The 24,749-nt window shown below is 60.3% G+C and carries 31 protein-coding genes and 3 tRNA genes; 14 read left to right on the forward strand and 20 right to left on the reverse strand.

All coding sequences use genetic code 11. The features are described 5' to 3' along the window. Positions 1-75: 75 nt before the first annotated feature. From VMT30_01320 to VMT30_01360, 9 genes are all read left to right on the forward strand, one after another. Positions 76-639, forward strand: a complete 564-nt coding sequence (locus VMT30_01320) for a hypothetical protein (GenBank protein ID HVQ43587.1) — start codon at positions 76-78, stop codon at positions 637-639. A 115-nt stretch (positions 640-754) separates the two neighbouring features. Next, a tRNA-Val gene (locus VMT30_01325) sits at positions 755-831 on the forward strand. A gap of 218 nt (positions 832-1,049) precedes the next feature. Beyond that, the gene (locus VMT30_01330; GenBank protein HVQ43588.1) at positions 1,050-2,063 is read left to right on the forward strand and encodes a Gfo/Idh/MocA family oxidoreductase; all 1,014 of its coding nucleotides are present in this window, start codon (positions 1,050-1,052) and stop codon (positions 2,061-2,063) included. Then, complete coding sequence (locus VMT30_01335; protein HVQ43589.1) at positions 2,060-2,971, forward strand: TIM barrel protein; 912 nt, start codon at positions 2,060-2,062, stop codon at positions 2,969-2,971. The genes VMT30_01330 and VMT30_01335 overlap by 4 nt, the downstream gene beginning before the upstream one ends. A 147-nt stretch (positions 2,972-3,118) precedes the next feature. Beyond that, positions 3,119-3,595, forward strand: coding sequence for a hypothetical protein (locus VMT30_01340; protein ID HVQ43590.1), 477 nt, complete (start codon positions 3,119-3,121; stop codon positions 3,593-3,595). A gap of 214 nt (positions 3,596-3,809) precedes the next feature. Continuing rightward, positions 3,810-4,934, forward strand: a complete 1,125-nt coding sequence (locus tag VMT30_01345; GenBank protein HVQ43591.1) for a helix-turn-helix domain-containing protein — start codon at positions 3,810-3,812, stop codon at positions 4,932-4,934. Continuing rightward, positions 4,934-6,115 (forward strand): helix-turn-helix domain-containing protein, encoded by a 1,182-nt coding sequence (locus tag VMT30_01350; protein ID HVQ43592.1) that lies wholly within the window; start codon positions 4,934-4,936, stop codon positions 6,113-6,115. Before VMT30_01345 ends, VMT30_01350 begins: the two co-directional genes overlap by 1 nt. Positions 6,116-6,310: 195 nt before the next feature. Then, positions 6,311-6,544: a hypothetical protein gene (locus VMT30_01355; GenBank protein HVQ43593.1), complete on the forward strand. Its 234-nt coding sequence runs from the start codon at positions 6,311-6,313 to the stop codon at positions 6,542-6,544. A gap of 120 nt (positions 6,545-6,664) precedes the next feature. Beyond that, complete coding sequence (locus VMT30_01360; GenBank protein HVQ43594.1) at positions 6,665-7,075, forward strand: four helix bundle protein; 411 nt, start codon at positions 6,665-6,667, stop codon at positions 7,073-7,075. A 176-nt stretch (positions 7,076-7,251) separates the two neighbouring features. Here VMT30_01360 and VMT30_01365 read toward each other — a convergent pair whose 3' ends face one another. Further along, positions 7,252-8,535, reverse strand: a complete 1,284-nt coding sequence (locus tag VMT30_01365) for a hypothetical protein (GenBank protein ID HVQ43595.1) — start codon at positions 8,533-8,535, stop codon at positions 7,252-7,254. A gap of 110 nt (positions 8,536-8,645) precedes the next feature. Between VMT30_01365 and VMT30_01370 the strand changes: the two genes are divergently transcribed. Further along, a complete protein-coding gene (locus VMT30_01370; protein ID HVQ43596.1) occupies positions 8,646-8,918 on the forward strand; it encodes a hypothetical protein in 273 nt (90 codons plus the stop codon). 45 nt (positions 8,919-8,963) lie between these two features. Here the strand turns inward: VMT30_01370 and VMT30_01375 are convergent, their stop codons facing one another. From VMT30_01375 to VMT30_01385, 3 genes are all read right to left on the reverse strand, one after another. Further along, complete coding sequence (locus VMT30_01375) at positions 8,964-9,224, reverse strand: hypothetical protein (GenBank protein ID HVQ43597.1); 261 nt, start codon at positions 9,222-9,224, stop codon at positions 8,964-8,966. Between the two features lie 123 nt (positions 9,225-9,347). Then, positions 9,348-10,415 (reverse strand): GNAT family N-acetyltransferase, encoded by a 1,068-nt coding sequence (locus VMT30_01380; protein HVQ43598.1) that lies wholly within the window; start codon positions 10,413-10,415, stop codon positions 9,348-9,350. Position 10,416: 1 nt separating this feature from the next. After that, on the reverse strand, positions 10,417-11,067 hold the full coding sequence (locus VMT30_01385; protein HVQ43599.1) for a guanylate kinase: 651 nt from the start codon (positions 11,065-11,067) through the stop codon (positions 10,417-10,419). Positions 11,068-11,179: 112 nt separating this feature from the next. Here VMT30_01385 and VMT30_01390 point away from each other — a divergent pair, with 112 nt between their 5' ends. Then, entirely contained in the window at positions 11,180-11,623 is a 444-nt protein-coding gene (locus VMT30_01390; protein HVQ43600.1) for an ATP cone domain-containing protein, read from the forward strand. 4 nt (positions 11,624-11,627) lie between these two features. Here the strand turns inward: VMT30_01390 and VMT30_01395 are convergent, their stop codons facing one another. The 10 genes from VMT30_01395 to VMT30_01440 all read right to left on the reverse strand — a co-directional run bounded on the left by VMT30_01395 (position 11,628) and on the right by VMT30_01440 (position 18,814). Further along, a complete protein-coding gene (locus VMT30_01395; GenBank protein ID HVQ43601.1) occupies positions 11,628-12,317 on the reverse strand; it encodes a 50S ribosomal protein L25 in 690 nt (229 codons plus the stop codon). Positions 12,318-12,338: 21 nt separating this feature from the next. Then, the gene (locus VMT30_01400) at positions 12,339-12,668 is read right to left on the reverse strand and encodes a hypothetical protein (GenBank protein ID HVQ43602.1); all 330 of its coding nucleotides are present in this window, start codon (positions 12,666-12,668) and stop codon (positions 12,339-12,341) included. 65 nt (positions 12,669-12,733) lie between these two features. Next, the gene (locus VMT30_01405) at positions 12,734-13,798 is read right to left on the reverse strand and encodes an MraY family glycosyltransferase (protein HVQ43603.1); all 1,065 of its coding nucleotides are present in this window, start codon (positions 13,796-13,798) and stop codon (positions 12,734-12,736) included. A 16-nt stretch (positions 13,799-13,814) separates the two neighbouring features. Further along, positions 13,815-15,437: a hypothetical protein gene (locus VMT30_01410; GenBank protein ID HVQ43604.1), complete on the reverse strand. Its 1,623-nt coding sequence runs from the start codon at positions 15,435-15,437 to the stop codon at positions 13,815-13,817. Next, positions 15,434-15,838: a hypothetical protein gene (locus tag VMT30_01415; GenBank protein HVQ43605.1), complete on the reverse strand. Its 405-nt coding sequence runs from the start codon at positions 15,836-15,838 to the stop codon at positions 15,434-15,436. Before VMT30_01415 ends, VMT30_01410 begins: the two co-directional genes overlap by 4 nt. A gap of 13 nt (positions 15,839-15,851) precedes the next feature. Further along, positions 15,852-16,607 carry an aminoglycoside phosphotransferase family protein gene (locus VMT30_01420; GenBank protein HVQ43606.1) on the reverse strand — a complete coding sequence of 252 codons (756 nt, stop codon included), beginning with the start codon at positions 16,605-16,607 and terminating at the stop codon, positions 15,852-15,854. After that, positions 16,594-17,430, reverse strand: a complete 837-nt coding sequence (folP, locus tag VMT30_01425; GenBank protein ID HVQ43607.1) for a dihydropteroate synthase — start codon at positions 17,428-17,430, stop codon at positions 16,594-16,596. Before folP ends, VMT30_01420 begins: the two co-directional genes overlap by 14 nt. Next, on the reverse strand, positions 17,427-18,500 hold the full coding sequence (locus VMT30_01430) for a phospholipase D-like domain-containing protein (GenBank protein ID HVQ43608.1): 1,074 nt from the start codon (positions 18,498-18,500) through the stop codon (positions 17,427-17,429). The genes folP and VMT30_01430 overlap by 4 nt, the downstream gene beginning before the upstream one ends. A 161-nt stretch (positions 18,501-18,661) precedes the next feature. Next, a tRNA-Gly gene (locus VMT30_01435) sits at positions 18,662-18,735 on the reverse strand. A 3-nt stretch (positions 18,736-18,738) separates the two neighbouring features. Beyond that, positions 18,739-18,814 (reverse strand) — tRNA-Thr (locus VMT30_01440). Between the two features lie 81 nt (positions 18,815-18,895). Between VMT30_01440 and VMT30_01445 the strand changes: the two genes are divergently transcribed. After that, positions 18,896-20,104 (forward strand): Glu/Leu/Phe/Val dehydrogenase, encoded by a 1,209-nt coding sequence (locus tag VMT30_01445; protein ID HVQ43609.1) that lies wholly within the window; start codon positions 18,896-18,898, stop codon positions 20,102-20,104. Positions 20,105-20,115: 11 nt separating this feature from the next. On the opposite strand, the gene VMT30_01450 is transcribed toward VMT30_01445, so the two are convergent. The 3 genes from VMT30_01450 to VMT30_01460 are packed head-to-tail and all read right to left on the reverse strand — an operon-like array spanning position 20,116 to position 21,160. Then, a complete protein-coding gene (locus VMT30_01450; protein HVQ43610.1) occupies positions 20,116-20,379 on the reverse strand; it encodes a hypothetical protein in 264 nt (87 codons plus the stop codon). A 31-nt stretch (positions 20,380-20,410) separates the two neighbouring features. Continuing rightward, positions 20,411-20,791 (reverse strand): SH3 domain-containing protein, encoded by a 381-nt coding sequence (locus VMT30_01455; protein HVQ43611.1) that lies wholly within the window; start codon positions 20,789-20,791, stop codon positions 20,411-20,413. Positions 20,792-20,833: 42 nt separating this feature from the next. Next, positions 20,834-21,160: a hypothetical protein gene (locus VMT30_01460; GenBank protein HVQ43612.1), complete on the reverse strand. Its 327-nt coding sequence runs from the start codon at positions 21,158-21,160 to the stop codon at positions 20,834-20,836. Between the two features lie 120 nt (positions 21,161-21,280). On the opposite strand from VMT30_01460, the gene VMT30_01465 reads away from it, so the two are divergent. Beyond that, positions 21,281-21,886, forward strand: coding sequence for a hypothetical protein (locus tag VMT30_01465; protein ID HVQ43613.1), 606 nt, complete (start codon positions 21,281-21,283; stop codon positions 21,884-21,886). On the opposite strand, the gene VMT30_01470 is transcribed toward VMT30_01465, so the two are convergent. Further along, on the reverse strand, positions 21,883-22,317 hold the full coding sequence (locus tag VMT30_01470) for a GNAT family N-acetyltransferase (GenBank protein ID HVQ43614.1): 435 nt from the start codon (positions 22,315-22,317) through the stop codon (positions 21,883-21,885). The two genes, VMT30_01465 and VMT30_01470, sit on opposite strands and share 4 nt — an antisense overlap. 43 nt (positions 22,318-22,360) lie before the next feature. Between VMT30_01470 and VMT30_01475 the strand changes: the two genes are divergently transcribed. Beyond that, the gene (locus VMT30_01475; GenBank protein HVQ43615.1) at positions 22,361-23,032 is read left to right on the forward strand and encodes an HAD family hydrolase; all 672 of its coding nucleotides are present in this window, start codon (positions 22,361-22,363) and stop codon (positions 23,030-23,032) included. On the opposite strand, the gene VMT30_01480 is transcribed toward VMT30_01475, so the two are convergent. Continuing rightward, the gene (locus tag VMT30_01480; GenBank protein ID HVQ43616.1) at positions 23,029-23,748 is read right to left on the reverse strand and encodes a flavodoxin family protein; all 720 of its coding nucleotides are present in this window, start codon (positions 23,746-23,748) and stop codon (positions 23,029-23,031) included. The genes VMT30_01475 and VMT30_01480 overlap by 4 nt on opposite strands. 19 nt (positions 23,749-23,767) lie before the next feature. Beyond that, positions 23,768-24,574, reverse strand: a complete 807-nt coding sequence (locus VMT30_01485; protein ID HVQ43617.1) for an HAD family hydrolase — start codon at positions 24,572-24,574, stop codon at positions 23,768-23,770. Between the last annotated feature and the right edge of the window lie 175 nt (positions 24,575-24,749).

Consider the following 24,749-nt stretch of genomic DNA (forward strand, 5'->3'; position numbering starts at 1 on the left):
GAAAATCCCCCACCAAAAGAGTACACTGCCTCGTGGCCAAAATTTGGCCCCACTACGCGCCCCAGGAGGCCCTTCGTGTTGTCCCCCTCCCCCGTCACCACCACGCCGTGTCGCTACCTCCGGACCCCAGGCCAAGGAGCTCCCGGGCTCAGCTGGTTCGCGACCGGGTCGAGAATCGTCCTGGCCGACTGGAACGGCTGGCTGCAAGCCGCCGCTGGGCAGCCGCGATTCGGCGTGCAATTGACCGGCATCATCGACCCGAGCGTCGATGAGACCCCGCGGACACTCACGCTCGACGTCAACCGGCAGAGCACCATCAACCCCGGCAGACCCGTAGTCATCAATCTCTACGACGGGGCCAGCTTCTGCACCGGTGGCGCCGGCGCCACCGTCCGCGAGGCGTTGGTGAGCCTGCTGTACAAGATCGCACCGGGCGAGGCCAACTTCACCCTGACCCGCTGCCAGTTCGCCGTGAGCGTGGCTCGCGGCTACGGCATCAAGACCGACGGCCTGATGGAACTCGAGCTCCAGGCGGCCGTGGGAGACACGGCCTTGCGGCGCCTGCGAGCTGCCGGCCACAACTACCAGCAGCTGCTGGCCAAGCTCACGACCACGCTCGACGACGAGCCCACCGCGTAGCCGCCTCCCGGCGGGCGTTCCCAGTGAACGCCCGCCGGGAGAGCCCCAGAGCCTTCCCTCCTCGCCCAAAATCCGCTATTATCACACAAGTTCACCCAAATGCCCCGCCCCTCGCGGGCAATTAGCTCAGTTGGTTAGAGCGCACGGTTCACATCCGTGAGGTCACAGGTTCGAGTCCTGTATTGCCCACCAGCAATTATTCCCCAAAGAGAGCCCTCCAAGGGCTCTCTTTGTATGCCGTCGCTTTGACAAAATCCCTACCCCGGGGTTACGGTAACCCCTAGTCGCTCTCTTGGAGCGATCGTTCTTTTTAGCAATCTGAAGCGAGGGGGATGTGGTCTTGATAAGTCCACGAACGCATCCCCCTCGCTTCAGAGCGGAGCTGAGGAGTCAGACGATGGGAGGACCAAATGTCTGGCAGCATACTGCAAGTTGGTCTGCTGGGGGTAGGCCGCATCGGCACCCTCCACGCAGAGCACCTCGCGAAACGTTCCGACGTGGCACTGTGCGTCGCCGACATCAATCCGGAAGCCGCCGCCAAGCTAGCGGGCCGGCTCAATGTCGCGCACGTCGGCGTAGACGACATGTTCGCAAGCCACCCCGACGCGCTCGTGATCGCCACCTCCACCGACACGCACGCCGAACTGATCGCCCGAGCCGCCGAGGCCAGAATTCGCACGGTGCTCTGCGAGAAACCGATCGCGCTAGACACGGCGGACACTCGCGCGGCGCTCGCCGCCGCGGAGGCCGCAGGCCTCAAGCTCCAGATCGGGTTCCAGCGCCGGTTCGACCCCGATCACGTGGCGGCCCACGCCGCCCTGGCGCGGAACGGACTGGGTCGACTGCACAGCATCCAGGTGCTGTCGGCCGACCCGGCGCCCCCACCCGCGGACTACATCCCGCGCTCGGGCGGCATGTTCCGCGACATGCTCATCCACGACTTCGACGCCCTTCGCCGGCTCACCGGCCAGGAAATCGTGTGGGTAAGGGTCGCCGGCGGGACACTCGACCCCGACGACCGCTTCCGGCGGTACGGCGACGTCGGCACCGCCATGGTGTCGATGCAGCTCAGCGGCGGCACCATGGTGTCGCTCAACGGCACTCGCTACCACGCCGCCGGCTACCTCTACCTCACCACCCTCATCGGCGAGAACGGAACACTGGTGATCGGGCTGGACGAGCGTTCGCCGCTACAATCCGCCAACCCCAACGTCCCCTGGCCTGGTGCCACTGCGTACGAAAGTTTCATCGGCCGGTTCAGGCAAGCCTACCAGGACGAAATGGACCACTTCGTGCGATACGCGCGCGGAGACATCGACAACCCCTGCACCGGCGAAAACGCCCTCCAGGCCCTGCGCGTCGCGCTGGCCTGCAAGCGGTCCCTGGCGGAAAACCGCCAAGTCTACGTGGAGGAGATCCAGTGACCAGCCCGAACCCGTCCCCTAGCGCCATGGACCGAGTCGGCGGCGCCCCCGTCAGCTGGGGCGTCAACGAGGTTCCAGACTGGGGCCACCAGCTCAACCCGCACACAGTCCTCAGCGAGATGTCTGCGCTGGGGCTCACGGCTACCGAGGCCGGCCCCGACAGTTTCCTGCCCGCCGACAGCCAGCAGGCCGCCGACATGCTGGCAGGCCATGGTCTGAAGCTGATCGCCGGCTTCGTGCCCGTAGCGCTCCACCAGGTATGGGACACCCACCGAGCCGAGACCCTCGCCACCCGGGCCACCTGGCTCCGGGACGTCGGCGCAAGTGTCGTAGTCCTGGCCGCGGCCACCGGTCTGGACGGGTACGAAACCCGCCCCGACCTGGACTTCGACGGCTGGAAGCGGCTACTAGCCAACCTGCAGCAGGCCAGCACCATCTGCACCGACCTGGGCATGCTGCTCACCATACACCCGCACGTCGGCACAATGGTGCAGCGGCCCACCGAGATCGAGTACGTGCTTCGCGGCACCGACCTCAAGTTGTGCCTCGACACCGGCCACATCCTGGCCGGCGGCGGCGACCCGAAGCAGATCGCCGAGAACCACCCCGACCGGATCGGCCACGTGCACTTCAAGGACGTCAAGGCCCCAGTGGCCGAAGCAGTCCGCACCGACCAGCTCAGCTACGCCGCAGCCGTCAGGCAAGGCCTCTACGCCTGTCTGGGCGACGGCGATGTCGATATCGCCGGCATCATGCGGTTGCTCGAGAACAACGGCTACACCGGCCGGTACGTCGTGGAACAGGACCTCCAGCTCACCTCCGCCGGCGCCGGCCACATCCCGCGCCAGAACATGCAGCGCAACCTCGCCTACCTCCGCGGAGTCACCGCCACGCTTGCCAGCCTCTGACACCCCGCTCCCGGTGGGGGTCGACCGGGGAACCCCTCGGCCGACCCCCACCCGCCCCGCCTTCAGGGCGGAGCCCAAAACCCCGCAACCCGGGGTTTTTGCCTTAAAATAGTAAGCGCGGCGCCCTCAACCCCAGAAGGGATCATCGTGACTACGACAGTGCAGCGACGTAGCGGCGGGATTAAGGTCTTTCGTTGGATTATTTTCGCCCTCGTCTTCCTACCCATCGTCATATCGATCGTGCCGAGCAAAGAAAAACCGCCACGACTGCGCATCGTCGCGTCAATGATTGGGGCCGATTACCGGGGCTACACCCGGGAAGTGACGATCAATCGAGACATCGACAACATCAAGGTTGACTCCTTCAGCCCGATCAAACGTCACGATGACTACACCCCCTCTACACCGAAAAAATTCCCCAACGAGATCTACGATCTAAAGTACGTCCTGAGGCCAACGGCCGAACTCACCGACGCCGGCCTGATCATTTGCACTGTCCAGGCCTTCATTGACGGCAAGTGGACAAACACCCCGTTTCACGACAACCGACACGGGCCATCGACGGAGGGAGTAACCTGCCACGTGCAGGTGATAGACGGCCAAGTAGTTGCGGGCCACGATTAGACCCATCGGCCTAGCCGCCCACCGAGAGCGCATCTCGGATCACAGCCTCTAGCGAGAAGGCCCCGGCCTCGCGCCGGAGGCTCTTCTCGACCTTATGGCCCAACCACCACAATTCTACGACGCCCGCCCCAGGTCATCACGCTAATGCTTGCAGCATGCCCCACGCACACGCTACGCTATTTGTACTATCTGCCAACATAAGAGGTTTGGGAGTATGCTCAGTCAGCAAATCGCCGACAAAATCTGCGCCAAGGTCAGCGCGCTGGTCAATCAAGACTTGCGTCTCACCGACGCGGCCGGCCAGCCCCTCTCCCAAACCTCCGCCCTCAAACCCGAGCCAGTAAACCTCACCGAGGTTGCTTGGGCCATCCCATTCTCATATGGCGGCAACGTCGTAGGCTACATCGCCCTCGAAACCGAAATGCCCAACCACACCGAAATCGCCCCGCTCATTCGCTCCATTGCCGAGCTCGTGATGCACCAATCGCTCGTGCTTGAGCAAATCCCGCGCCAAGACGAGCGCCTCGACAAATTCATCTACGACCTCCTCAACCAACCCCAGCCCGAATGGAGCCTCCTCGCCGCCGAGGCCCGCCTGTTCGACATCGAGCTCGATCGACCCCGCATCGCTATCGTCATTCAAATCGACGACCCCAGCCTCACCTCGCGATTCCAAGACCCCTCCGGCGACCGCGAAGTCCGCCTCACCCGCTACAAATTTGGCATCACCCGCGCCCTCAATTCGTTCTACACCTCTAGCCGCGAAAACGTGGTGAGCTACCTCGGCGGCACCTCGTTTTGCATCCTCAAAGATATCCTGCCCACCGGCGACTCCGACCTCGACGCCGGTCTCGAAAACTTCAAAAAAAGCCTCGGCGTCATCTATGGCATTCTCAAAAGCGAACTCAAACCCCCCACCACCGTCGGGGTCGGCAATTACCACCCCGGCCTCGAGGGCTTGCGTCAAAGTTTCCACGAGGCCACCTCCGCCATCGAGCTGGGCGCCCAAACCTGGGACGTCGACCGCATGTACCACATCGACGATTTCGGCGTGGTTGCCCCCCTCTTGTCCGGTGTCGACGAAAATAATATCTACTTCTCGCGTGAACTCCTCGACCGCGTCGGCGAAAACAACGAAATCATCCAGACCCTCGAGGCCTTCTTTAGCTTCGACATGTCGCTCACCCGCACCGCCGAGACCCTCAAAATCCACCGCAACACCCTCGTCTACCGCCTCGACCGCATCACCGAAACCCTCGGCCTCGATCCACGCGTATTCGACGACGCCATTCAGATCAAGCTGGCGATTCTCTACAGCCGCTTTGTGGAGCGTGGCTAATGCAGCTCAACACCGCTCTCGCCCGCCAAATCTCCGACAAGGCCAACCAAGTGCTCAAACGCGACCTGCTCATCGCCGACCTGTCGGGCCAGATCCTCGCCGGTGGTCCCGGCCGCGCCTTTGTCTCCGAGGCGCTTTCGGCCGCCCAAACCGGCCGGCCCACCACCTCCGAATTCGAGGAGCGGCAAACCAAATGGTGGCCGTTCGTCTACGACGAGCGCACCATCGCCGTGTTTGGCCTGCCGCTCGACACCGGCCCCATCACCCAAGAGGCCACCACCCTGCTCCAGGGACTCGCCGAGGTCATCGTATACCAGCACTTCCTGCTCGATAAAATCCAGTCGGCCGAACGCGTGCGCGCCGATTTTGTCCGCACCCTCCTCACTGCCCCCACCATCGACGCCGCCGACATTCATCGCCAGGCCGACATCCTCCAGCTCAACGTGCGCGGCGCCCAAGCCGTCATCCTCATCCACCTCGACGGTTTCGAGACCTCAGTGCGGTCCAAGCACCCCCATCTGTCGTCAGAAGAACAACAACTTCAAATCGACACCGCCGCCGAAGCCATCAACATCCTCGTCCGCGACGGCTTCAAAAACCTTCAAGAAAACCTCATGGCGTATCTCGGCGAAGATCGCTTCGTTCTTCTCAAAGGTCTCACCGGCGAAACCCTCACCACCCTCAACACCATCCGCCAAATGACCGAGAAAGCCCAAGCCACCTTCGCGATGCTCGGCGCCGCCAAACTCGACCAACCCATCACCCTCGGCATCGGCCAATACTATCCCGATCTGGGCGGCCTCCGCAAAAGCTACCAGGATGCCAAGCTGGCGCTCGAAGTTGGCTCCAAGGTCTGGGGTACCGGCCGCGTCTACCACATCAAACAGGTCGGCATGTTCATCACCCTCGCCGCCACCAGCCAAGACCGCAAAGCCGAGCTCGCCCACCAAATTCTGTCACCCCTGTTGCGCGACGAACAACTCTTCAAGACCGTCCAAGCCTTCCTGAGCTGCGGCCTCAACCTCACCGACGCCGCCGAAAAGCTCCACATCCACCGCAACACCCTCATTTACCGCCTCGACAAAACCAAGAAGCTCATCAATCTCGATCCGCGCCATTTCGACGACGCCCTGCAGATCAAATTGGGCCTCATGTTCTACCAGGACCAATCCGTCGCCTAACGCTCGTCCGACGAAATATCGTGTTCAAGGAGCCAAACTTTTCCCTCACTCAGGCCAAGTCACAAACCAGCTCCAAAATTTTACTAAAATTTTGTGACATAACGCCTTTGCTGACAGACCGCATACCAGTATCTTGAAAGCACCGTCTGAGGAAAAGCAAGTCAACGTAGAGTGGGTAAAGAACAGAGGCAGCAGATGAAAAAAAACAATCTCGAAGACTATTTAGATTTTTATCTAGAACTTCCGCCGACAGACTACCTAAAAGACATTGAGATCCAAGACGAATACGAGAAGCCGGCCGACCACACGATGCGTGGCCTCAGCGACGAGCAAGTCTCGCAAATTGCCGCCGACTCACTACGTGAGGCCAAACGCTCGCCGGCCACGCCGGCCCCCAAAGCTTCCGTCAACAAGCACCACAAATCCTAGATAAGACCCCGCCCCCACCAAGTCGCCCCACGCGACTTTTTTTTGGACTTGACTGTTCGGATTTAGTTCGGTACATTGGTTCACGAGGGACACATTGGGTTTTACTTAAAGGAGAGTTTCATGGCCGAATCAATCGAACAACTACGTATCTACAAGACCGCCCGAAGCGCCGAAGACAGCGTCTACGAACTGGTCAAGACATTACCCGCCGACCACTTCTACGGACTCGGCAACGACCTGCGTCGCTCCAGCGCCGCCGTCTCACACCACATCATGGGTGCTCATCGCCTCTTCAGCTACCGACTTAAGCTCGACGAGCTAGCAGCCATGCGCCGCGAGGCTGAAATCACCCAGAAATTCCTCGATGAGGCCCGCCAGTTCGGCGCCACCGATGAGCTCATCACCGACTACACAGCCGTCATCAAGCAGTCCTGGGGGCTCACCAAATGGCTCAAAGCCCGCCTGGCCGAAAAGCAGGAAAAAGCCGAAGTCGCCGCCAAAGAAGAGCTAGTTGCAGCTATGGCATCGTAGACATTTCAACAACACCCGTCAGCAGCTCCGCTCCACCGGAGCTGTTTTTTGATGCAAAATGCGCTCGTCCAGGGGTGGGCTCGTACTTGCTCAACGAACTCGACCTCTTAGCAAATCACCATCTGCCGTCTTGTCTGGCGCTTCGCTATCGTACGAACCCACCCCTTCCCGAGCGTTCACTCAAAATATCGCACCGTCCCAAACGGAATCTTATCCTGCATCGGATTCTTGCTAGCCAGCACACTGGCCGGCATCAGCCGCTGCTCGCCATAGCGATCGTTGATAGCATTCATTGCCGCCTCAATCCGATCCTGTCGCGCATCCTCACTCTCCCACAAATAGAGCTGATCCGACCTCACCGGCTCCAGCTCGTAGGTCGTCATCACGAGCGAACTCACCACCCGACCCGGCCACTGCTCCAACGAACGGCCAAACAGCTCCAGGGCCCGCGTGTACAGCTGGTCGCCCCGATACGCCGCCGTTTTGTACATCTTGCGCTCATGCCAACCCCGCGGCCCACCCCACGCCGGCCGGGTTCCCTCAGCCGGCTCCTGCACATACCCAAGCCACAGCATAAACCCCCGCGCCGCCAAATCATTCTTGCGCAGCCGCCGCGCCACTTTAGCGCTAGCCTTATATAGCAACGTCGCCAGCTCCTCCGGATCGGCCGTCCGGTGCTCCAGCACGTAGTTGCGCCCCACCGTGCGAATCCCAAACGCCACCTCAGTCTCGTAGCCCCGCAGCCTCAAATACCAATGATGCCCATTCACGCTCCGAAACACCCGCTTACTCAGCGTCCGCTCGCTCGCACGGTAAAACTCCAGCGGCGTATAAATCCCCGCATCACCCAGCCGCCGCTCCAGCCGCCGCTTAATGTACGGCAGCTCCACCAGCCGCATGAACCCATACACCGCCTCCAGGTTGGTGTGGTCGATCACGTACAAGCCATCCGGCTTCATAAACCCAGCCGCCACTTTGGCCAGCCAGCGATTAGGCGCGATACCCACGTTCACCGTCATGTAGTCACCCACCTCCTCGCGCACCCGCTGCTTGATCTCGCGCCCAATATCCTCCAGCGGCCGCCCCTTCAGCAGCCCCGCCATGCCCCGAAAATCAATAATCCCCTCATCCACCGATTTCATTTGCGTCACCGGCGAGTAGCTCTCAAAGATTCCACGTATCAGCCGCGTCACATGCTGATACTTCGCCGCGTCGCTCTCGCGCATCACAAAATTCGGCGCGATCCGCTTAGCCTCACCGTTGCGCGTACCCAGCTTAATCCCCAGCTGCTTGGCTTCGTGCGACGCCGCAATACAAATAGCGTAGTCATTCAGCCGGTTCGTCACCCCCACCGGCCGGCCCCGCAGCAACGGATTCGCCTGCTGCTCGGTCATCGCAAACGCCGAGTTCAGATCCAGGTGCATCACCTCCGGCCGCGCCGGGTTGGGTTTAAGCTCCATCAGGGTTCTCCAGAATTGACATAAATTTCAATAGTTGGTATAATATATAAGAGAGTATTTCCCTGCTCCCCCACCCGTCAGTCAATAGCCCAGGAGAAAGGCGCTCTGGTATGTTCGCATTCCAGCAATCCACTTCCCGCAATGGCGGGAGCCTCACTTGGATTCCCGACCCGAATACCCAAGCCCTACTGGAAACCGCCCCGCCAGAGATGCTTGCTTGCTTCGAGGAACTCATCGGGCAAGCCCTGAAAATGCTCGGGGGGATCATCACCGCAGCCATCCACAGCGATGGAGGCAGCGCCGAGCAAGTTTTCGGCGACGTGGATCGGGCCCTCACCGAGGTCGTCCAAAGAGGCGTCATTCGCCTCTCCAACACCGGCTGACGCCCCGGCCCCACGACCGAACCTGGTTGTGGGGCCGCGTCACGTTTAGCCATAAAACGCCTCCTTGAGCCGCCACTCCAGCGTCTCCGGATCGAGCTCCAGCCGAAAGGCCGTCTCGCCGGCCGAGAAGCTAAAGATATGCACCCGCTTCACTCCGCGCCGTTCCGGGTGGTACAAACCCATGGTCTCAAGCCGCCAGCGTCGACCCCGCCACTTCATGATGTGCGGCGTCACTCGCATCATTCCGCGCGGCCCCGGCGCAAACGACGCCAGCACACTCACGATGTCGTCGCATTCTTCGCGCATAACCGGCCTCCTTCGTCTTGATATTATACCGAACTAAAGCCGAACGCAAGCATGAGCAAAGTCAGACCAACGCGCCAGGGGATTTCCCGCATATCGCAAAACTACCTATCACGCGAATACTACTCAGCTGATAGGTAGTTTTGCGTGACGCATAAACACGGTCGGAATCACATCCGAGCTCGAAGTCTCACCCGTAAGTCCAAATCCATACCGCTCGTAGAAAGCGATCGCCCGCGCATTATACGAAGCCACCTCCACGCGCACCTCAGACACCCCCTCCAACCAACCCATCACCGCCTCCATCAGCCTATGCGCCGCTCCCGTGCCGTGATACCGCGACAGTATGTATAACGCCGTCACCTCGCCGACACCATCCTCCCGGCGCTTACCGCAGCCAAATCCCACCACCCGGTGATCATCTTTGGCCACCACCACATACTCTTCATGATTGCCAATAATGTCGCGCCATTTAGCGATCCGCTCCGGCGATCGAAAGCCCTTCACCCGCTCCTCAATCGCCGCCCGAGGAATCCCCAGCGCCTCATTCGGATACGTCGCCAGCCACGCCTCATGCTGCACGGCCGCGATCCCCGCGGCATCATCCGGCACCGCCTGTGCCACGCCCACATACAATCCCCGCTCCCGAATGTACGCCAGCACCCGCGGATCCAACTCACTCGGTCGCTCACCCGCCGCCAGCTGCCCCTGCACCACCCGCGACGACGCGGCCGCATGCTCCGCCACCTCAAACACCTGCACCTGCAGCCGCGAGTCCATCGCCGCCTCGGGCGCTCCAGCTCGCCGCGCCACCGCAAACCGCGCTCGCTCCAGCACCGGCTCCTGGTCTTCCCACCGCGCCATCGCCGCCAGCACATCCGCCCCTACAATAAACACGAACTCGGTACCCGGATACGCCCCCGTCAGCCGATCAAAATCCGCCATCCGGTGGCGCACCACCCCCACATCATCGGGGTCACCCTCGCGCATCCGCCGCTCGCCCTCCAACGCCAGCTGCACCATCGCCACCCGGTCGGCCGCCGGCACCACCCCCGTCTTGTGACCCGGAGCCGGATTCACCAGAAACCACACCTCGCGCAAATCACACGCACCCATCGCCGCCCGGGCCAGCGCCACGTGCCCCAAATGCACCGGGTCAAACGTTCCGGTCAGCAACCCCACCCGACGGCGCACGCTACACCCGCTCGGGTCGCACGCGGCTCACGATGAGGTCATAAATCTCTCTCGCCGCCTGCTCGCTTTTGCCGGTCTCATTGATCACCCATGTATAAAAACCCAATTCCTCAGCCCGCGCAATCTCCCGCCTAGCCTGATCGAGCCGGCGCTCAATCGAAGCCGCGTCGTTCGTGCCGCGCTTCTCGATCCGCCGCCGCAATTCCGCCAGATCGTCATCGAGCGAACCAGCCGTCGGCCGAATAAAAATAAACAGCTCATCGGGCAGCACCTCATGCACAAACTCGGCCCCGTTCACCTCAATCTCCGTCATCACCGTCTCGCCCCCCCGCATATGCTCCAGAATCGGCTCGATCGGCGTACCGTAACGCGCACCCTCGGTCAGCCCATTGGCCTCCAAAAACGCCCCCGCCCTCTCCTGAGCCTCAAATTCCTCCCGCGTCACAAAGGTGTACTTGTGGTGCAGCACCTCGCCCGGCCGCGGCTGCCGCGTAGTAGTCGACACCGACAGCCACAATTTCTCATCGGCAAACCCCAGCATCTCGTCGATGACCTTGCCCTTACCGGCGCCCGCCGAGGGACCCGAAATAACCACCAAGCGACCCGGCAAGCCGTCAAACTTGCCCCTTAAGTTCTCGATGCGCATATCCATTAGGCCGTATTTTAGTTGGGCCGCCCCAGCCTAGCAAGCCCCAAGTGCTTTTCCCCAATTTTGAAAAAGTTATCCCCTGGCAATTTTTATAGTCATATGACAACATATAGTCATGAAATGCCCGTTTTGCCGATCGAACCAAACCGAAGTCTACAACACCCGCACCACCAAATTCGGCACCCAGCTCTGGCGCCGGCGTCGCTGCCAGACCTGCCACGAAGCCTTCACGACGTACGAAGCCGCCGACCTAGGATTCCTTCAAATCCGTGCCCGCAACGCCTCACACAGCCCCTACAGCCGCGCCAAGCTATACTCCGGCATCGCCGCCGCCTTTGAGACGCAGCCGGCCCCGCCCACCACCGTCGACGCCCTCACCGACACCGTCGAAAGCAAGCTTCTAGACCTAAAAAGCCCCGTGATCACCACGGAGCAAATTAGCGCTACCATTCTCACTACCCTGAGGCATTACGACACGCCGGCGTTTCTGCGGTATCTAGCCTCACACGCCGAGCTTCGCTCCAACGCCGAGCTCAAACGCCAGCTCAAAAACTACTAGCCGGCTACTTCTTGTCGCGACGATCCTTGTCACCTTCATTCTCTTCGGACACCACCACGGGAGCCTCTTCTTGGGCACTCTCAGGCACTCCACCCTCCACGGCCTCGTCCAGCTCGGCCATTTCTTCGTCGCTACGCGGCGGCTCCACCTTGGCCACGAGCATCGTCAGATCCTCCTCCATCAGCTTCACGCCCGCCGGCAGTTTCAGGTCAGCCAGGGTAATCGTCTTTTCGAAATCATCGAGCACCGCAATATCCACCTCAAACAATTCCGGAATGTCACCCGGCAGGCATTCCACCTCCACCAGCTCCACCGCCTTCAGCAAGCTACCCTCACCCTGAAATACCGCATTCGACTCACCAATAAAATGCAGCGGCACTTCGGCCTTGAGCAATTCATCCATTTTCACGACGTAGAAGTCGGCATGCAGCACCTCGCCGCGCACCGCCCCCAGCTGCACATCGTGAATCAGCACGTTCTTGGCCCGGCCTTCGCCGACCTTGAGCGCCACGATCTTGTTACCACCCGCCAGCTTGTATACCCGCTCAAATTCGCGCGCCGGCAGCTCCAGCGACTGCGACTCCACACCGTGCCCGTACACCACCGCCGGCAGCTTGCCCTCGGTTCGCACATGCCTCGTCTGCTTACCCGATACCTTACGTTTTTCGGCTACGAGTTCAATCTTTTCCATCATTCCATCCTTTACCGAACGTAATTACTTACCTTTTTTCACAAATGTCTTCGACTTCGACAACCAGCGGTGAAATTCCGCGATTTCCCCGGCACTAATGGCGCCCTTGGACGCAAACTTAGCCTCTTCACTCTGGCGCAAGTCGCTCTTGCGCTTGCCGCCGGCCTTACCGTTCACGCTCACCGTAGCCAGCACAGGCAGGGAGCAATTATGACACGACAGCTGCACAAAGCAATACAAATCAATCTCACCGAGGAATCTGATGTCATCAAAATGATAATTCGTCTCACACGAAGGGCACTTATAGAACTCCTGCAAATTGCGGATCAGTTCTTGCAAATATCGTGGCTGCATTGGGTGCTCCCCCGTTACAATCTCATCTTATCACCGCCCACGTGCCCCAACAAACATAGCCGTATCTACTTAGGGTAGATTTTGCGCGTCCGAATCCAATTCACATACACCAAAGCCCCGATGCTCACCGCCATCAAAAACATCAGCACCACCAGCGCCACCAATTTCGCAAACGACCCCACCGACAACGCCACCGTACCGAAAATCGCCGCCACCGCGTAGAGCGTCAGCACCGCCTGGCGCTGAGTCATGCCGGCGTCGAGCAGCAGGTGATGAAAATGCTGCCGGTCGGCCCGAAACGGCGACGTCCGCTTGGCCAGCCGCCGGGTAGCCGCCCATAGCGCGTCCACGATCGGAAATCCCAGCACCAGCGCCGCCGTAGCCAGCTTGGCGCCGGAGTAAATCGACAGCATCGCCAGCACCAGACCCAAAAAATACGCCCCCGAATCCCCCATAAATATCCGCGCGGGGAAAAAATTAAACGGCAAAAATCCAAACGCCGCGCCGGCCAAAATAATCGCCAGCATCGCCACCGCCGGCTGCCCCACGTGCGGCTCCACCGCCAAGCCAAACATCACCAGCGCACCAATGCCCGAGATACCGCACGCCAAACCGTCGAGTCCGTCCAAAAAATTCACCGTGTTGGCCAGCCCCACCATCCACAGCAAACTCAAACCGTTCGCCAACGGCGAGATGTGAAATTGCGTACCCGCCAGTTCAAAGCTCATCCGACCCCAACTACTCAAATCGATCACCCCGCCAAACGGATTCGTGACCTGCGTAATGCCAATTCCGCCCCCCAGCGCTACCCCCGCCGCCACAAACTGCCCCGCCAGCTTCACGCCGGGCGACAAACCCCGAATGTCGTCGATCACCCCCACGGTCACCAAGATCAAACATCCCAGCAGCAACGCCCCCAGTTGGCGTGACAGCGGCAGCATCACCATCACGGTCAGCACAAACGCCCCAAAAATCGCCACCCCACCCAAGTAAGCAATGGCGCGCCGGTGAATCTTGCGTGCTTCCGTCGGCGCGTCCACGATCCCATGCTTTAGCGCGTACCGTCGCACCCACGGCGTCAAACCCGCGCTGAGCACAAACGCCAATCCAAAACCCAGCAGGTACATCATGCGGCCCGCACTCCGGTCACTTTTTGGTGGCCTTCTCGGTAACGTAAAACTCCAGGTACTTGCCAAACATCAGCCGCGTCTGCGAGTTCAAAGCAGCGAGCGACCCAAAACAAATACTCGTCACCGGCAGCAATATCCACTGCGCCAGCATGCCGATCATCCGTGTCCCCCGGTACCGCTCGGGCCGCGGCGGCAGCGAAATGAGGCTCAACAGCACCGTAATCACAATGGTCACCGAAGCCAGCGATAAAATCCGCGAGGTAATCACCGGCAGATTATGCGCCAAGGCCTGGTAGCCAAAGTTCCGGTTCAAAAACAGTGGCAATCCGCCCACAAACGTCAAAATCAACGGCGCCGTCGCCCACGAAAAATGCGATTCAAACAATCGTCCGATCTGCGTCAGCTTATTGCCCCACCCAATCTCCCGATGCTCCAAGGATTGTCGCACCACATAGGGAAAATCACTCACCCCCCAGGCCCACCGCCGCAGCTGCAAAAACTGCACTTTGAACGTCTTGAGATACGTACTCGCCAGCACCGCGTCCTGATACACCGGCGTAAACACCGGCACCACCGCATGATCACCCGCAAACGCAAAGTACGATCGCCAATATTGATGCCCATCTTCCACAATCGACGTCACGCTCCAATAATCGGTCTCAATGAGCGCCGCCAGCGACTGCGCATGCGCCGCGAAATTGCGCAGACGATGCGGCCGCATCGTCTCCATGAGCAGCCAAAACGAGTTGCCCGTCGCAATCACCCGCATCGGCGCTGGCACATCCCAGATGTTGTTATAAAACATCGGAATCGGCTGGTAGCTCTTGTGCACCCGGTTCGGGTCCGTGGCGTACAGATACGACAGGTAGCTAAAATAATTTTTGCTCGACCGGTGGTCAGAATCAAAGGTGGTCACGAGCACCCGCTCCGGATCAATCCCCCGGCGCCGCACCTCCTCGGTCAGCACCCGGCCCGCATGGCTGATGTTACCGCCCTTGCCCCGAATCTCGCCCACCACGCCGTCTGGGTGCTTCACCGCGATCATCATCGCAAACTTATCGCCAAACTCCTCCACCAATTTGAGCGCATTAGCCTCGGTCTGAGGGCCGCCTCGCTCCTCGTAGGCAATCACGAGCATGAGCTGGTCGAGCGGAAAGTCCACCTCGGTCAAGGAGCGCACCGAAGGATGCAGGATATCCATCGATTCGTTATAGGTCGCCAAGATCACCGCATGGTACACCGATCCCGGATCCATAATCGTATCTGGACGCACCGCCAACGGCTGCAGGCGACTCACCTCGGCCTCTAGTTCTCGCCGACGCCTCCCGCTCGCCCTCCCCGCAGCTGCCAGCCTATTGGTAGCCTGAGCAAAACTAGTACTCACGTCTCTTAACTCATCAAGCCGCCGGTTCCAATCTATATGCTGCGCCAAATGAAGCCTTCTATAGCCGCGAATCAGATTTGCGCTCAACCGAAACGACTTGCTCATCCAATACAAATCGTAGGCAATAATAAAATAAGCCACCCACACCGGCAGCCAAAGACTCAGCACAATCGGCAGCACCAAAGTGGTCCACGTTACCGCTCCCGGAAAAATCTCCAACGCCCGCACAAACCCTCGCCGGTCGTAATATTTCACCGTACCGCCCCAAACGCCTGCGCAATAATAAACGCAAACACCGCCACCACCAGCGAAGTCACGAGCAAAAAGAAACTCGCCAGCCGACTACGCAAAAAACTATGGTACGCAAACACCGTATTGACCACCGTCACTACCACGGCCACCAACGCAATCTCAAACGGATAATACCAAGGCCCCAATCGATCAAACAACGCAAAGCTCGAAAAATGCACCGGCGCCTGACTTTCCGTCGGATGCAGCAGCAGCGCTAGCATAATGATGGCAGCCGCATTCACCGCCAACGCCATACTCAATACCGCCATGCTGATGCGATCATGAAAAAAGCGCTGACTCAGCACATGGTTGATTCGTTCTTGAAGAGTCCGCCGCAGCGAACGCAACCGCGCCAGTCCTTCCATGAGGTCGATTATATCACCTTACGGTCTGCAACCAGGCGTTCTCATCGCGAAGCACCCCCATGCCGCCCCGTTCGTAAAACAAATTCCAAGGATGCACCCCCGCACCCCCCAGCCGCTGCGTCGTCAGCATATCGGTCTGCTGGAGCCTATCGACCTCACTGAGGACTTCGGGCACGGTAAAATCACCATACCCCTGCACCATCACCGTCAGCCGGTCACGAAAATCCGGCCGCACCTCAAAGCCCGCTTCGTGCCAGCCCTTCTCGCCCCGCAGCGGAGCAAAATACCACGCCAACTGCGCCACGTCGGTGATCCGCTCACCCGGCTCAGCAAAATCCCAATCGAGTACTCCCACCAGTTGGCCCTCTTCCCAGAGCGTATTCCAGGGCCCCAAATCACCGTGACGAATAATTTGCCCCGGAGCCTTCCCGGCCTTACCGATGCGCCACCTAGCCTCCGCCGGTGGCTCAAAATCCGCCACCATATCATGATACCGGCGCAGCCACTGCGTCATCTGCACGAGCCCATCCGCATCTTTCAAAACCTCAGGCCAGGGCCGGTGCGCCGCCGTTCCCGGCATATAGGTCAAAATCTCGCGGCCGCGTTCATCCATACCCAGAGGGCGCGGTGCCTCACGCAAACCACGCTCGGTGAGGTAGTCGAGCAAGGCGTGAATCGTCGGCGTCCACGGCCCAGCATTCCGGCGCACCGTATCCCCAAGCTTCACCGGAGCACTCACGGCCCCGCCGGATAGCTTAATCTCTTTCATCACGCCAGACCTGCACGAGCTTCACCGCATCGAGATTAGCCGCCACATCGTGCACCCGCACCATCGCCGCTCCATCGCGCACCACCATCGCCGTCAGGGCCACCGTCCCAAACACCCGATCGCGCGCCTCCTCATGACCCGTCAGCCGGCCGATAAATCCCTTTCGCGAAGCCCCAATCAACACCGGCTCGCGAAATTCCGCCACCAAGTTCCGCGTCGCCCGCAGCAGCTCAAGATTGTGCTCCATAGTTTTGCCAAAACCAATCCCCGGATCGAGCACAATCTGGTCGGCCCCCACGCCGGCCGCTCGTGCGCGCCGGGTCCGCTGGCGCCAAAATTCCGCCACCTCGCGCACCACGTCATCGTACTGCGGGTCACGCTGCATCGTCTCCGGCGTTCCCTGCATATGCATGAGCACCACGGCCGCACCATACTTCGCCACCACGCCGGCCATGCGCTCATCGCGCAATCCCGTAATGTCGTTAATGATATGTGCACCCGCCTCCAGCACCGCCTGGGCCACCTCGGGCTTCGCCGTATCCACTGAAATTACCGCCGTAGTCTCGCGCGCCAATCGCTCCACCACCGGCACCACCCGCCGCAGCTCCTCATCCAAGCTCACCGCTTGCGCACCCGGACGGCTACTCTCACCGCCCACATCAATCACCCGGGCGCCCTCACCCACCATCACCCGTGCTTGCTCCAACGCCGCCGCTACATCCACCACCCCATCGCCCGAAAACGAGTCCGGCGTCACGTTCAGCACTCCCATAATCACAGGCTCGTCGAGGTCTATGATCTTATCGCGTACACGCAACTTCATATCGGCAGTATACCCGAATCCACCAAATCCCAAATCTTCGCCACCGCCCGATCCGCAAATTCCGGCCCGGCTACTTCCAAAGCCATTTCCGCCGTCCCCAGACGCACCCCCGCCGGCACATAGTTGTGACTGCCGATCATGGCTGCTCGTTCGCTCGCCAGCAGCTTAGCGTGCAAAAACGCCTGCTCACGCCCCACGACGTGCTCAAAGAAGCTCGGCGGCAGTCGCAATCGCCCAGCCGTCATTACCCCCCGATGCGCCAGGTTATGCGGCCAGGCATGCTTGCCCGGATCGTTAAACAAAATCTTCACCATCACCCCGCGCCGATGCGCGGCCAGCAACCGCCGCGCTGTCTCGCCGTTGGGAAAATACTGACAGGTCATCACGATCCACTCCTGAGCCGCGTCAATCAACGCCAGCGCCCGATCATAAATCACCGACCGCCCCGCCACTCCTGCATCCAGCAGCAACCACGCGCCGGGTGCCACCGCGCGTACCACATCGTCGTCACCCACCGCCAACCGCGCACTACCGGTCGCAAACAACCGATCCGTCAACGCCACCAGCAGCTTCGCCACAGCTTGATCGCGCCAGCCCACCATCAAATCTAGATGATCACTGTTGTCAAAATTACATCCCCCAACCCACACATCATCATTTATCACCGCATACTTCATATGCGAACGGCCCCCATATGGGTTGGCAGGAACCCGGCGCGGCCGGTTGACCAACACATAGCGACCACCCGCCGCCTCAAGCTCGCGCAGCGCCGCCCCCGTATCGCCAAACGGCCCGCTCCGAGCGCTCGCCGGCTCCCGGCCCCACACTAACGGCCCCAATCTGCTCGTTTGACTATTAAACATGAAAGCAAACGCGTCCACCACCAAGCGCACATCCGCCCCATGCCGCGCTGCCACCCCCAGCGCCTCGAACACCTGGCGCACCGCCGGCTCACCGGCCGTCAGCGCCATCGTCGCCACCACCGCGCGGTCGCCAGCGCCCAACACCCGCAGCCGCCGAACCAAATCGCCGTAATACTCTGCCCTCGAATCAATCCTAAAGTGCGTCAACCTGGACCAGACCTAAAGGAGATTCCCATTCCATAAGAGAATTATATCCTATCAAAATTACTTAAAAAATTTTACGCATAAAAATTGTTAGGAATTCTACAAAGCCCCCATCCCAAACCCCAACAAACAAAAACAGACGCGTATCGCGCCTGCCATGCAAATGGTGCGGGCAACAGGAATCGAACCTGCCTCTCAACCTTGGGAAGGTCGCATACTACCGATGTACTATGCCCGCAAATGGAGCCGATGAAGGGACTCGAACCCATGACCTTTGCTTTACGAAAGCACTGCTCTACCAACTGAGCTACATCGGCACACGACGGCGCATGACCAGGATAGATTAGCAAATTCGGACCCGCTTTTCCAGAGCCCACCAGATTTGCTATCCTATGAACATGCTAAGTACTGCGCAATCCCTTATCAGCCGGGCCGGCCATCGCCTGGGGCTGTCCGATCAAGCCCTCGCCGAATTTCTGCAGCCCAACGCCGAGCATCAATTCGAAATCGAGCTAAAAAACGGCAAAAAATTCCCCGCCTATCGCATCCAACACAACAACCACCTTGGCCCCTACAAGGGCGGCATTCGCTTTCATCCCGAAGTCGATCTCGACGAAGTCCGCGCTCTAGCCACGCTCATGAGCCTCAAAACCGCCGCCGTCGGCCTGCCCCTGGGCGGCGGCAAAGGCGGCGTCACCGTCGACCCCCGCAGCCTCGACGCCGCTGAGCTCGAGGAACTCAGCCGAGCCTACGCCCACCACCTCGCGCTCCACATCGGCCCCCACAAAGACGTCCCCGCACCCGACGTCAACACCAACGCCCGCATCATCGACTGGATGGTCGACGAATTTGCCCGTCTCACCGGCGATACCACCTCGGCCAGCTTCACGGGCAAAAGCCTCGGCGCCGGCGGCAGCCTCGGCCGCGATGCTGCCACGGGCCGCGGAGGGGTCATCACGCTCGCCGAATACCTGCGGCTCACCGGCCAATCAGACCGCCAGCTCACCGTCGCCGTCCAGGGATTTGGCAACGTCGGCGCCTTCTTTGCCACCATCGCCGCCGCCGAGCAACCGCTGTGGCGCCTCGTCGCGGCCAGCGACACCAGCGCCGCCCTGGTCGACCCCGCTGGGCTCGATGCCGTCGAACTCGCCCAGTTCAAGCAGGCCGGCCGCCGCTTCGCCGACCTGCATTCACCCGCCATCACCGCCCTGCCGGCCGCCGACCTCATCGCCCAAGACGTGGACGTCCTCGTGCTCGCCGCCCTCGGCGACGCCGTCATCGAGTCCAACCTGCGCCGTGTCAAAGCCAAGCTCATCGTCGAGCTGGCCAACGGCCCCGTCAGCCTCATCGCCAGCGACCATCTCACGCCCGCCGGCACCGTTATCTTGCCCGACATCATCGCCAATGCCGGCGGCGTCATCGTGAGCTACCTTGAATGGCAGCAAAATCTCGCCGGCGAGCATTGGAGCGAAGCGCGCGTCAATGCGCAGCTTGCAGACCACCTCATTCCCGCCATCGACGCCACCATCAAAACCGCCGCCAAGGCCAAGGTCTCACTCAAAGAGGCTGCGTTCATGAACGCCCTCCAGCAAATCACTCGCCCCTAGCCCAATTTCGGCTAGGTCAAACCCTTGTGCTTCGGGAATTTACGCTCGTAGCGTTCCGCCAAAAACTCATACTTTTGCTCAAGTGCCCGCTTGGCCTCATCGGGGCTCATATAAAACACATCGTACAGATCCTGTTGCTGTACTTGAACGTTTTCAGACTTTATCTTGCGAATTCTTGAACGGCTCACGGTACCACCCTCACTCATGATTATGAGGCCAGTATTGCAGCCGATGCCGGACCGAACATCAGTACATATCACAAAGCTTACGGTCATAAGCTCGATTGTTTTGTCGATTCACCGCCGCTCAATACGCCAAATACGTCTTAAACACATACCCCGTGAGACCACCGTAGCGCACCTGTTGCCACTGCGAATCACTATCCGGCAGCAATTCCACCACCGTTCCCCCGTTCAAATCAGTCAAAATCGGCGTAGCAGTCGATTTACCGCTCCGCATATGCACAAATGAATTCGTAGTCGCGGTTGGCGTTGCCGGGGTCGGAACGGGCGTCGCCGCTGCGGTCGGCGCCACGACCGGCACCAACGTCGGGCTGGGAGTAGAAGAGGCCGTCGGAGTCGGACTAGCCGTCGCCGCCGGCCGCAGTAAATTATCGTTCGACAAGCTCCCCCGGCGCCCCAACGCCAAAGTCGCCTCCGCCAAAACACCGGCCAACAAAGCCAGCATCAATACCCCAACAAAGGTTGCGGCATTTCTTCCCATCAAGTCTTACTGCTGGTAATACTTAATGTAAAGCCAGACAATCGCACCCGCTACGGCCACAATTACGACCAATCCGATCACGAACTGCAGCACCACCGACCAGCTGCCACGACGACTCTGGGCTACCGGCTGCGCAGAAGGCTGAACCGCGGTAGTACGGGGATCGACGCTCCGCACCGGACGCGCCACCGGCTGCGCCGGCGCTTGTGCGCGCGCTGGACGCACCGCCGCCGGCCTCGTCACCGGCTGCGCACCCGTCGCTATCGGTCGCGCCCCAGCTGGCCGGGGTGGCCCCCCAAAGCCATCCATGCGGCGCGGGCCCATGTCGGTCATTCTTCGAGTCGGTCTTGGTTGATCCACGTTAGCGCCCAACAATTACCCTCTAAGCATACCACAATCATACCAAAAAGCTTACGCTATGACCTGCGTTTTCGTGCTATGCTCGGCAGCAAGATGGCACGTTTTCACACTAGCCGCACCTTCGACCTCCTGTTTGTGCTCACGCTAGCCGTTGTCATCGGCGGAGCCGCCCTCAACCGCACCACTATCACCGATAGCCTCTTTTTCTGGCAGTATACCCCAGACGCCAAAACCACCCTCATCGCCACCGACGCCGGCCTCAGCGACACCGGCCGGCACCTGCTCTATCGCACCAACCCTAAGTTCGACACCAAGACCGCTGTCGACGCCCACTGCGACACCGAGCGGCTCGGCTGCCTCACCCGCCAAGGCCAAGCCTTCATCTACGACGACTCCACCCGCCCTCAGCAAACGATCGTCACCGCCACCCACGAAATGCTCCACCTAGCCTACCGACGCCTTCCCCAAAGCCAAAAAGACACCCTCGCGCCCTTGCTCAACCAAGCCGTCGAGCAAAACGCCATTCTCGGCACCGAAGCCGAACTCGACGACCAGCCCAGCCCCGAGGACCGGCTCGACGAGGCCCATGCCCTTCTCGGCACCGAGTATCAGCACCTTCCGCCGGCCCTCGAAGACTACTACCGCACCTACTTCACCGACCGCTCCAAGGTCGTCCAGGCCAACCAAGGCAACCATTAGCGCGGCAGTTTGAGCAGCCAAATCCGAGTTTCTTCGCGCACCGCAAACCCCAGCTTCTGATATAGCCGGTGCGACTCAGTGCGCGCCACATTCGAGTTCAAATTCACCGACACCGCCTCCTCCGGCGCGCCGGCGATCGCCGCCTCCATGAGCCTACGCGCGATCCCCTGGCCGCGAAATTCGCTATCGACCACTAAGTCTTCGATCCAGCACTTCGTGCGCACCGGGTGGCGCAGATCAATCCGACAAACCGTCCCAATGATCCGTCCATCGGCCTTGGCCACATACAGCGCCGAGGCCTCCACGATCGTCCGCAACCGATCCACATCCAACGGCTGGGCATTGGCCGTCAGCTGCTGCATCAAAGCCCCCAATTGCTCCGCCGCCGCCTCGCTCGCTTCCCCCAGTTGCCCAATCATCACGTCCGCCATGCGCCTACCTGCTTTGTTATCTGGTTCATTATACAATGAGCCCATGCCAGCCCACCACTATCAAGCCATAATCTTCGACTTCGACGACACCCTCGTGCGCTCCGGCCGCATCAAATGGGCCCACCACAAAGCCACGGCCAAGGAATTCTACGGCCTCAAACTCACCGACGAAACGCTCGGCAAACACTGGGGGATGCCGTTCAACGACATGATCCCGCTCCTCTACCAACACGCCGACACATTGGAAAACATGCGCGCCGCCAATTTCTCCATTGAACACCGCTTCCGGAAAACGCTTCAGCCCGATGCCCTCGTCACCATCAAGCGCCTCCACGCCGCCGGCTTGCCGCTTGGTGTCCTCAGCGCCATGACCCGCGACATGATTGAGCCCGACATCAAGCGCTTCGGCTTCGACCCCAGCCACTTCCTCTTCGTCCAGGGCTCCGAAGACACCCCGGTCCACAAACCCGATCCCGGCGTTTTCGATCCAGCTCTCCACTTGCTCCAAAAGCGCGGCATTAAGCCACAAAACATCCTTTACGTTGGCGACGCCCTCAGCGACTACTACGCCGCCATCGGCGCCGGCCTCCACTTCATCGGCGTCACCACCGGATTCGTCAGCCAAGCAGAATTTAGCTCTGCCAAGGCAAAATCCGTCGCCAGTCTGACTGAATTATTGAACACAAAATTGATTCAATTCCCCAAATCGCCTTAGCGGTATTCCGGATTCTCAAAATCAAACCGTGACCCCGCATCCCAAGCACTGCGTTGGTTGCCATAAGCCGGAATTCCCCCGCCCTCCCGCAGCATCTTTGCTAGATGCATCAGGTTCCAGGTCATAAACGTCGTGTTGCGATTGGTAAAATCGTTCTCCGGACCACCCGATCCCGCGTCCAAATACGACGGTCCCGGACCCGCCGGCCCCACCCAGCCAGCATCCGCTTGAGGGGGAATTACATACCCCAAATGTTGCAAACTATACAACACATTCATAGCACAATGCTTCACACCATCCTCATTGCCCGTAATAATACAGCCTCCAACCCGGCCATAATACGCGTACTGCCCAGCCTCGTTGAGTTCGCTCGAGCCCGCGTACAGACGCTCGATCACCCGCTTCATCACCGAACTATTGTCGCCCAGCCAAATCGGCCCACACAGCACCAAAATATCCGCCGCCATCACCTTCGCCGCGATCTCGGGCCACTCGTCGGTCTCCCAGCCATGTTCGCGCATATCCGGCCACACGCCGGTCGCAATATCGTGATCAACCGCCCGAATCACTTCTGTCTTCACCCCGTGCTTGTTCATAATGGCCCGGCTCTTTTCGAGCAAGCCATCAGTGTTACTCACCTCTGGCGAGCGCTTGAGCGTAGCGTTTATGTACACCGCGCTGAGCTCACTAAAATCATGCTGATCCGTCTTCGCCATCCTCAAAGTCTCCTTGTAGCTAGTCTAACCCCAAAAGCCCCGGCACGGCGGCCAAATCGTCCACCACCGCCGTAGCCCCCGCCGCCCGCAGCGCCGGCGCTGCCCCGAGGCCGTGCGTCACCGCCACCCGCACCGGCAACCCAGCCGCCGCTCCAGCCGCCATATCCACACCGTGGTCGCCCATCATCGCGCACCGCTCCGGCGCTGCGCTCAGCCGCCGCGCCGCCTCGTGCACGCCCTGCGGGTCCGGCTTGCCTACGCTGATTTGCTCGCAGGTGATTATCGCCACCCGGTCGATGCCAAATACCTGCGCCACAGCGGCCTCAAGCCGCTCAAGTTTATCAACATCACTCGTCCCCTCCTCCAGATACAATTGCTCGCAACCCAATTGTGCCAACGCCAAGCCAAAATTGCGCACTACCTGATATCGCGTGCCACTCGTTACAATCCCGAGCCCCATGCCAGCCTCACCCAACTTCCGCAGCAACGCATCAGCTCCGGGGTACGCCTTCACAAACCGCGGCGCCAGCTCATCTTGAATCGGATCGAGCAACGCATTCAGCGCCTCATAATCAATTCCCTCCAAATGATGCGGCGCCGCCTCATACAGCCGACGCACCACCCGCTCCAGGCTATCCCGTGCGCTCCCACCCAGCACCTCCTCCAGCTGGGTCTGATACCCCTCGTAGCTCGGTATCTCGCCCACCGGCACCCCGTAGCCCGTCAGATACCGCCGCGCAGTCTCGTACAGCCCGTGCCGCACCATATAAACCGTATCAATCAGCGTGCCGTCGGCATCCGAAATCAGTGCATCAAGCCTTGTCATATCAGCATTATACCTGCCAAACGTCGTATCAAAATAACGAAAAACCCCCGGCCGGGTCTCCCGCTCCACCGACGGAGAGCGGGAGACCCGCGGAGGCTCGAGGCAGGCAGTAGCCTACCTCGGCGAATACGGGGAATACATTGTGCCCGGCAGATGCTCCGCGAGCGTATCCGGA

The organism is Candidatus Saccharimonadia bacterium, from assembly GCA_035544015.1.
Lineage (GTDB): Bacteria > Patescibacteriota > Saccharimonadia > UBA4664 > UBA4664 > UBA5169.

Excerpts from the sequence above, each read along its gene's own strand:
- VMT30_01405 (HVQ43603.1), bottom strand. The coding sequence starts at position 13,798 with ATGATGTACCTGCTGGGTTTTGGATTGGCGTTTGTGCTCAGCGCGGGT.
- VMT30_01450 (HVQ43610.1), bottom strand. The coding sequence starts at position 20,379 with ATGACCGTAAGCTTTGTGATATGTACTGATGTTCGGTCCGGCATCGGC.
- VMT30_01415 (HVQ43605.1), bottom strand. The coding sequence starts at position 15,838 with ATGGAAGGACTGGCGCGGTTGCGTTCGCTGCGGCGGACTCTTCAAGAA.
- VMT30_01360 (HVQ43594.1), top strand. The coding sequence starts at position 6,665 with ATGGCCGAATCAATCGAACAACTACGTATCTACAAGACCGCCCGAAGC.
- VMT30_01420 (HVQ43606.1), bottom strand. The coding sequence starts at position 16,607 with ATGAAAGAGATTAAGCTATCCGGCGGGGCCGTGAGTGCTCCGGTGAAG.
- VMT30_01470 (HVQ43614.1), bottom strand. The coding sequence starts at position 22,317 with ATGGCGGACGTGATGATTGGGCAACTGGGGGAAGCGAGCGAGGCGGCG.
- VMT30_01485 (HVQ43617.1), bottom strand. The coding sequence starts at position 24,574 with ATGACAAGGCTTGATGCACTGATTTCGGATGCCGACGGCACGCTGATT.
- VMT30_01385 (HVQ43599.1), bottom strand. The coding sequence starts at position 11,067 with ATGGATATGCGCATCGAGAACTTAAGGGGCAAGTTTGACGGCTTGCCG.
- VMT30_01390 (HVQ43600.1), top strand. The coding sequence starts at position 11,180 with ATGAAATGCCCGTTTTGCCGATCGAACCAAACCGAAGTCTACAACACC.
- VMT30_01400 (HVQ43602.1), bottom strand. The coding sequence starts at position 12,668 with ATGCAGCCACGATATTTGCAAGAACTGATCCGCAATTTGCAGGAGTTC.
- VMT30_01355 (HVQ43593.1), top strand. The coding sequence starts at position 6,311 with ATGAAAAAAAACAATCTCGAAGACTATTTAGATTTTTATCTAGAACTT.
- VMT30_01465 (HVQ43613.1), top strand. The coding sequence starts at position 21,281 with ATGGCACGTTTTCACACTAGCCGCACCTTCGACCTCCTGTTTGTGCTC.
- VMT30_01375 (HVQ43597.1), bottom strand. The coding sequence starts at position 9,224 with ATGCGCGAAGAATGCGACGACATCGTGAGTGTGCTGGCGTCGTTTGCG.
- VMT30_01445 (HVQ43609.1), top strand. The coding sequence starts at position 18,896 with ATGCTAAGTACTGCGCAATCCCTTATCAGCCGGGCCGGCCATCGCCTG.
- VMT30_01475 (HVQ43615.1), top strand. The coding sequence starts at position 22,361 with ATGCCAGCCCACCACTATCAAGCCATAATCTTCGACTTCGACGACACC.
- VMT30_01350 (HVQ43592.1), top strand. The coding sequence starts at position 4,934 with ATGCAGCTCAACACCGCTCTCGCCCGCCAAATCTCCGACAAGGCCAAC.
- VMT30_01370 (HVQ43596.1), top strand. The coding sequence starts at position 8,646 with ATGTTCGCATTCCAGCAATCCACTTCCCGCAATGGCGGGAGCCTCACT.
- VMT30_01460 (HVQ43612.1), bottom strand. The coding sequence starts at position 21,160 with ATGACCGACATGGGCCCGCGCCGCATGGATGGCTTTGGGGGGCCACCC.
- VMT30_01480 (HVQ43616.1), bottom strand. The coding sequence starts at position 23,748 with ATGGCGAAGACGGATCAGCATGATTTTAGTGAGCTCAGCGCGGTGTAC.
- VMT30_01330 (HVQ43588.1), top strand. The coding sequence starts at position 1,050 with ATGTCTGGCAGCATACTGCAAGTTGGTCTGCTGGGGGTAGGCCGCATC.
- VMT30_01395 (HVQ43601.1), bottom strand. The coding sequence starts at position 12,317 with ATGATGGAAAAGATTGAACTCGTAGCCGAAAAACGTAAGGTATCGGGT.
- VMT30_01455 (HVQ43611.1), bottom strand. The coding sequence starts at position 20,791 with ATGCTGGCTTTGTTGGCCGGTGTTTTGGCGGAGGCGACTTTGGCGTTG.
- VMT30_01365 (HVQ43595.1), bottom strand. The coding sequence starts at position 8,535 with ATGGAGCTTAAACCCAACCCGGCGCGGCCGGAGGTGATGCACCTGGAT.
- folP (HVQ43607.1), bottom strand. The coding sequence starts at position 17,430 with ATGAAGTTGCGTGTACGCGATAAGATCATAGACCTCGACGAGCCTGTG.
- VMT30_01345 (HVQ43591.1), top strand. The coding sequence starts at position 3,810 with ATGCTCAGTCAGCAAATCGCCGACAAAATCTGCGCCAAGGTCAGCGCG.